General features: G+C 38.8%; 7 protein-coding genes. 6 read left to right on the top strand and 1 reads right to left on the bottom strand.

Annotated features, from left to right (window positions below):
• Window positions 1-481: 481 nt before the first annotated feature.
• The 6 genes from V7149_RS11220 (at window position 482) to V7149_RS11195 (ending at window position 4,942) form a co-directional block, all read left to right on the top strand.
• Window positions 482-1,006 (top strand): GNAT family N-acetyltransferase, encoded by a 525-nt coding sequence (locus V7149_RS11220; RefSeq protein ID WP_335345715.1) that lies wholly within the window; start codon window positions 482-484, stop codon window positions 1,004-1,006.
• Window positions 1,003-1,809 (top strand): aminoglycoside N(3)-acetyltransferase, encoded by an 807-nt coding sequence (locus tag V7149_RS11215; protein ID WP_335345714.1) that lies wholly within the window; start codon window positions 1,003-1,005, stop codon window positions 1,807-1,809. The genes V7149_RS11220 and V7149_RS11215 overlap by 4 nt, the downstream gene beginning before the upstream one ends.
• A 160-nt stretch (window positions 1,810-1,969) precedes the next feature.
• Window positions 1,970-3,151 (top strand): MFS transporter, encoded by a 1,182-nt coding sequence (locus V7149_RS11210; RefSeq protein WP_335345713.1) that lies wholly within the window; start codon window positions 1,970-1,972, stop codon window positions 3,149-3,151.
• Between the two features lie 214 nt (window positions 3,152-3,365).
• Window positions 3,366-3,980 (top strand): LysE/ArgO family amino acid transporter, encoded by a 615-nt coding sequence (locus V7149_RS11205; RefSeq protein ID WP_335345712.1) that lies wholly within the window; start codon window positions 3,366-3,368, stop codon window positions 3,978-3,980.
• A 37-nt stretch (window positions 3,981-4,017) separates the two neighbouring features.
• Window positions 4,018-4,203: a histidine kinase gene (locus V7149_RS11200; protein WP_335345711.1), complete on the top strand. Its 186-nt coding sequence runs from the start codon at window positions 4,018-4,020 to the stop codon at window positions 4,201-4,203.
• A gap of 397 nt (window positions 4,204-4,600) precedes the next feature.
• Window positions 4,601-4,942 carry a hypothetical protein gene (locus V7149_RS11195; protein ID WP_335345710.1) on the top strand — a complete coding sequence of 114 codons (342 nt, stop codon included), beginning with the start codon at window positions 4,601-4,603 and terminating at the stop codon, window positions 4,940-4,942.
• A gap of 67 nt (window positions 4,943-5,009) precedes the next feature.
• On the opposite strand, the gene V7149_RS11190 is transcribed toward V7149_RS11195, so the two are convergent.
• The coding region (locus V7149_RS11190) for a sortase (RefSeq protein ID WP_335345709.1) at window positions 5,010-5,698 on the bottom strand (689 nt) is incomplete at its 5' end.

The following is a 5,698-nucleotide window of genomic DNA, read 5'->3' as shown; positions in this document are numbered from 1 at the left end:
TAACGGGCTGTAAGACCCTCACTTCAAGAAGTTGAATAAAACACTAATTTCTAAGTAGGGGATCAACAGCTCGTAAAGGCCCGATTAGTTCAACTAACAATCAGTGGGGGATGAGGCCTACTAAGATTGCCACTATCTAATGTCTTTGTAGGCACTAGCACGTCCTGTGCATTGGCCCCCCACTGATTGAAGTTTCACTTTATCAATCGCAACCTATTTTTGCGAAGTTTAGATCCTCAAAATATCTTTTATATGGAGAATGAGCAGGTTTAGTGGACATGTCGAATATGAATGAATATGCTCAGAGGATTAACGAAAACTTTTTTATAATTATTATAATAATAAGTTATTTATTAAGAAGGTTCAATAGTTGGCAACGGGGACACACTTCTATGGCTGTTTGAATATAAGCAGGAGGTAAAGGTTTTTTTATCGAAATTTAATGAAGCGTTTACAATAATAGGAAAGGCGAGTAAAGATAATGTTCATACAAACAGAAAGATTAATCATCCGGAAATTTATTTTTGATGATTGGCAAGCAGTCTACAAGTATACCTCTGACCCTGTTGTTATGAAATATATTCCAGAAGGGGTTTTTTCGGAAGAGGATGCAAAGGAGTTTGTCATCAAAAATTCAGTTGATCAAGCGGAAAAATTTCCTGTACTATTAAAGAATGAAAATATTCTAATTGGTCACATGGCTTTTGAAAAATATTTTGGTGAGCATACTTATGAGATTGGCTGGGTGTTTAATCCGGAGTTTCAGAATAGGGGATATGCCTCAGAGGCAGCAGAAGCTTTATTGAAATTTGGTTTTGAAGACATGAAGTTACATAGAATTATAGCTACATGCCAGCCTGAGAATACTCCATCTTACCGTGTTATGGAGAAAATTGGCATGAGAAGAGAAGGGTTTTTTAAGAAATGTATTCCATCGGGGAATGATTGGTGGGATGAATATTATTATGCAATATTAGAGGAAGAGTGGGGTCGTAAGACAAAATGAGTGAAGTAAACGCTATTTATCAAATGAAAATACCTAACACTAGATCAAGCTTGCATAAGGATTTGCAAAATCTTGGCTTAGAAAAGGGAATGGTTGTCATTGTCCATTCGTCCTTAAGTGCACTTGGGTGGGTTTGCGGAGGGCCAGTAGCCGTTATCCAAGCCTTGATGGATACCGTTGGGGAAGAGGGGACTATTATTATGCCAACTCAAACAGCAGATAATTCAGATCCTGCAGAATGGCAAAACCCTCCTGTACCAGAGGAATGGTGGCCGATTATTCGTGAAGAAACACCCGCATATGATCCACATTTCACACCAACAACAGGGATGGGGAAAATTGTTGAAGCCTTTAGAACCTTCCCAGGGGTAAAAAGGAGCTTGCACCCAACTTATTCATTTGCAGCTTGGGGAAAGCATGCGGAGTACATATTATCTGAACAGCCTTTAGAAGAGGGATTTGGACTTGAATCACCTTTAGCCAAAATCTATGCATTGGATGGTTATGTATTATTGCTAGGGGTGCAGCATGATAGCAATACTTCATTGCATTTTGCTGAACATGCAATCGTTAATAGGAAGAAGGTCCAAAAAGGGACTGCTTTATTTGAAAATAACGAACGAGTATGGAAAACATATGAAGAAATTGTTTATGATTCAGATTCATTTGATGCTTTAGGGAAAGAGTTTGAAGAGAAACATCCAATTAATTCTTCCCAAATTGGTTTAGCCACGTGCAAGCTCATGAAGCAGAGGCTGCTTATTGATTTTGGCCGTGAATGGTTACAAAAGCAAAGTAATTAAATAATGAAAGCCTCAATTTTTGATTAATCCGCCAATCGAGGCATTTTCGTATAATTATCGTTTACGAAAAATTCCATAATTTAAAATTGGTGGAATTACCACTTGTTTTAAGGCGAATAAATCGTTAACATGAGTAAGGTACTTTAGGAGGTCTTACTTGATGAATAAACGTGTGTATTTATTGGCCATTGTCTCATTTGTTGTTGGGATGGTGGAGTTAATTATAGGTGGTTTACTTGATTTAGTAGCAAATGGTTTAGATGTAAGTCTAGGGCAGGCAGGTTTTCTGATGACGGCCTTTTCACTTTCATTTGCGATTGCCGCTCCCATTTTGTTAGCGGTAACCCAGAGAGTGGACCGTAAGCAGCTTACTTTGATGTCTCTAGCAGTTTTTTTCCTAGGGAATGTGATTGCTGTATTCAGCCCGAATTATAGTATTTTACTAGTGGGGCGTATCATATCAGCAGCTAGCGGCTCGTTGCTCATTGCCTTATGCTTAACGATGGTTCCAGCCATTGTCGATGAAAAATACCGTGCTCGTGCTATTTCGGTTGTATTTATGGGAGTGAGCGGCTCTCTTGTATTGGGCGTACCAATTGGATTAATGCTTGGAAATTCATTTGGCTGGCGCGCGCCTTTTGTCCTGATATCAATCCTTACCCTCGTTTCGATGGCAGGTGTGTATTTCTTTTTAGGAAAAATCCCACCTAAGCCAGCTGTTCCTATTGGAGTTCAGCTTAAGACTTTGAAGAATCGAAGAATTTTACTTGCGCAATTAACGTCCATTATTTTTCTGGCAGGACATTTAACGTTTTACGGTTACTTGACTCCTTTTCTAAAAATGAAAATGGGTTTGGATGGTCAGTGGGTTAGTATTGTCTATTTAGTTTTTGGTATCGCAGCGGTAGTGGGAGGTGGAATCGGAGGCTTACTTGCTGATCGATTTGGCACTAAGACTACCATTCTATCAGTTACGGCCCTTTTTGCCGTATCGATGTTTATCATTCCATTTACAACATTTTCACTGCCGATTTTTCTAATTATCCTCGGTGTGTATAGTTTGCTTAGCTGGGCGATCACACCTCCCATGCAAAGTTATTTAATTGAAGTTTCCGCTGGTGCTTCGGATATTCAGCAAACCTTAAATAATTCTGCTGTCCATATTGGAATTGCTTTAGGTTCATTGATTGGGGGACTTGTGATCGAGCAGGCATCGTCTGTAGATCTAAATCCAATAGCTGGTGGAATATTCGTTTTATTTGCTCTTGGGACTGCTTTCTTCTCAATGGGCAAGGGCAGCCGGAAAGCTTATTTAAAGAAAGAAGCTATGAAAATAGATTAACAAAACAGCCGGGAAATGTATTCATTCCGGCTGTTTTTAATAAGGAAGAAAGCCTGAGGATGCTAAAAGATTACAACCTAAATTCCAATTTATAATATACTACATGTTAATGAATTTGGTACGGTGATAGTTTAATTGATTAAAAAACTTATTCTTTCCTAACCTCCGAATTCTAATTTTGATTGAATACATAAGAAAAATTAGGGAGGGCATTATGACAGAGGCATTTCTTCACGGAGCCATTCTTGCTTTTGGACTCATCCTGCCATTAGGTGTGCAAAATGTATTTGTTTTTAACCAAGGGGCGACACAAAAGCGATTTGTAAGAGCATTGCCAGCAGTTATTACTGCAGGAATTTGTGATACGATCTTAATTCTTTTGGCTGTAATGGGTGTATCGATAATTGTGTTTAGCTTTGTATGGATCAAAAACGTAATCTTTATTGTCGGCTTCTTTTTTTTAGCCTATATGGGCTGGTCCATTTGGAAAAGCGAACCTGAGGTAAAGAGTGACAAACAGGAGATTTCCTTTTCAACAAAGCGTCAGATCACGTTTGCGGCATCGGTTTCTTTGCTGAATCCGCATGCTATTATGGATACAATAGGCGTTATTGGCACAAGCTCTTTAGCCTATGAAGGCTTCGAAAAATGGGCGTTTTCTCTAGCATGTATAGGTATTTCATGGATATGGTTTTTCAGTTTAGCACTCGTTGGGAGGAAAGTAGGAGAGTTCGATACGAGCGGGCGCTTTTTAAAGAAGATGAACCAAATATCTGCTATAATCATATGGGGAATGGCGCTATACATTGGCGCTCAAATCCTAATTTAGTTTCTTGGCTTGCCTTATGTAGGAGGATGTAAAGATAATGAGACATTTAGCCTTGGTCATTCCAATTATGCTTATAGTTGGTGCTGCAGCCATGTGGATGCTTCATAAAGATTATTCGGTTCTTGATTATCAAACAAGAGTGATTATTTCTACAGGTGCTGCCCTTTTTTCAGGATTAATATCATTCTTTTTATTTAAAACAGGGAAAGCGAATAATGAATAAGCATGTCATACCGATGGGACCTCACTACACCTTTGTAAGAGTGAGGTCTTCTTTTGTCGGGAACCAAAATATGCTATTTGGAACTGTGAACAAAATCTCCAGTCTCGCGGATGATCTTGTGTCTGTACACTTTTTGTGGCTTTAAAACATCCAATTTAGTGGATTTAGATGAATAGGTTTTGGATGTTGCACGAAATGTACCGGAAATGGCAGCTATGAATGACAGAGCTTTTTTTGATAAAAGGGTACATGTTTACCCACAAGATGCAGTTAAATTTGTGGAGTAAAATAGAAGTCAATACAACTTCATCATAATAGACTTTCCTGACCCTACAGTTCCATTATTGGCTAATCTATATACATTAGAGCTATATCAACAGCTTTATATTTATTAGCTATGGACGGAAAAATAGTTTGTCAGTCAAACTCAATTGATGAAACGCCAATTGTCTTTTGGAGTATTGGCCGGACAATGGAAGCCGCAGGTTTTTATACGGAACCATACCATACTGTTATTCCTTCCTTTGTGGATTGGGGCTTTCAAATAGGTGCCAAAAAACCATTTTCTACAAAAAATGAAAAGATTACTGTTCCACATCGAACATTACCTAAACAGATTAATCATATGTCTTCCCTTCCAAATGGATCCCTTCGTGCTAAAGAAAGAGCTGTTGTAAATAGGAAGGAGTATTTAGTATTGCATGAAATTTTTAATAGAGAAATAGTAGATTATACGTAGGATAAACGCCTCCTTAGCATATTAAAAAAGACAGCACCTTATATATGAGGGAAGCTGCCTTTTTTAATTATAGAAATTTAATAAGTTTTTTTACTTTTATTTCGCTTTTTATGAGAGCTGCTTCAACAAATAAGCGCTTGTCTGTTAAATATAAGGCATCTAAAGGATAGCAAGTTTCAAGTGCTATGGATGGGTAAGCCATATCGGGCAGTATATCTTCTACATGTAAAATCCGCTGCCTGGTCACTGAAAAGGTAAACACACCTTGTTCTGTTGTCACGGTAAATTCCATTCCCTCTGAAAGCATATCTAGATGACGGAAGGAAGATGAATTGTGAGCTGCGATGATACTCGTACCAATTTGCCCAGGAAAAACGCTATCTGGCAGATGCCCGGGTGCTTTGGCTAACTCTCTCTTTCCAGTTCCTTCTAAAATCGCTTCATTAATTCCGAGACTTGGAATGGTGAGCATTCCGATGATTTCGCCTGTTTTCGGTTTTGCGGTTAGTTCTGGAGCTGGTTTAGGGTAAAGTCCGGTTTGATAGGTTTGAAGAATTGGTTCAGTTTCGCTCATCTTTGCGGTTGGTTTCTTTCCCGCATGAAGGCCTGCAGTAATTTCTTGTGATGGACTTGCTGAAGAGCCTTCTGGAATGAACTGGGATTGGGCTTCTTCCTGCAAGGCTTGGGACATGGCTTTAGAATAGCCTAATTGAACAAAAGGGAAAAGGAGGACAAATATTCCCAAAACCAGTAATC

It is taken from the genome of Bacillus sp. JJ1503 (assembly GCF_036965125.1).
GTDB lineage: Bacteria > Bacillota > Bacilli > Bacillales > Cytobacillaceae > Cytobacillus.
This window is presented reverse-complemented; position numbering and strand designations above follow the sequence as displayed.